Source organism: Streptomyces sp. SS8 (assembly GCF_054072955.1).
This window is the reverse complement of record NZ_JBSVCZ010000057.1, coordinates 1-1,200: the sequence shown is the minus strand read 5'-3', so window position 1 is coordinate 1,200 and position 1,200 is coordinate 1. Positions and strand designations below refer to the sequence as shown.

Here is a 1,200-nt window from a genome sequence, read left to right as displayed (position 1 = left end):
TGTCCCGCCGCCTGTTCACCTCGGAGTCCGTGACCGAGGGCCACCCCGACAAGATCGCCGACCAGATCAGCGACACCATCCTCGACGCCCTGCTGGAGCAGGACCCCACCTCCCGGGTGGCGGTGGAGACGCTGATCACCACCGGTCTGGTGCACGTGGCCGGGGAGGTCACCACCGCCGCGTACGCCGACATCCCCACCCTGGTGCGCAACAAGATCCTGGCCATCGGCTACGACTCGTCCAAGAAGGGCTTCGACGGGGCCTCCTGCGGGGTGTCGGTCTCCATCGGGGCGCAGTCCCCCGACATCGCCCAGGGCGTGGACACCGCCTACGAGACCCGGGTCGAGGGCGATGAGGACGAGCTGGACCGGCAGGGCGCCGGCGACCAGGGCCTGATGTTCGGCTACGCCTGCGACGAGACGCCCGAGCTGATGCCGCTGCCGATCCACCTGGCCCACCGGCTCTCCCGCCGCCTGAGCGAGGTGCGCAAGAACGGCACCATCCCCTACCTGCGCCCGGACGGCAAGACGCAGGTGACCATCGAGTACGACGGCGACAAGGCGGTGCGGCTGGACACCGTGGTGGTCTCCTCCCAGCACGCCTCCGACATCGATCTGGACTCGCTGCTGGCCCCCGACATCCGCGAGTTCGTCGTCGAGCACGTGCTGGGCGAGCTGGTGGCCGACGGGATCAAGCTGGACACCGCCAACTACCGGCTGCTGGTCAACCCCACGGGCCGGTTCGAGATCGGCGGGCCGATGGGGGACGCGGGCCTGACCGGCCGGAAGATCATCATCGACACCTATGGCGGCATGGCCCGGCACGGCGGTGGCGCGTTCTCCGGCAAGGACCCCTCCAAGGTGGACCGCTCGGCCGCCTACGCGATGCGGTGGGTGGCCAAGAACGTGGTGGCCGCGGGGCTGGCCGCGCGGTGCGAGGTGCAGGTGGCCTACGCCATCGGCAAGGCCGAGCCGGTGGGGCTGTTCGTGGAGACCTTCGGCACGGCCACCGTCGACCCCGACCGGATCGAGCAGGCCATCTCCGAGGTCTTCGATCTGCGGCCGGCCGCCATCATCCGCGATCTGGACCTGCTGCGCCCGATCTACGCGGCGACCGCGGCCTACGGCCACTTCGGCCGGGAGCTGGACGACTTCACCTGGGAGCGCACCGACCGCACCGACGCCCTGCGCGCCGCCGCCG

The 1,200-nt window shown here is 70.8% G+C and carries 1 protein-coding gene; it reads left to right on the top strand.

Features of this window, described 5'->3' with window-relative positions; translation table 11 throughout:
* Positions 1 to 1,200 (top strand): methionine adenosyltransferase (metK, locus tag ACW69E_RS27690; protein ID WP_457501025.1); only part of this gene is annotated, 1,200 nt, incomplete at both ends.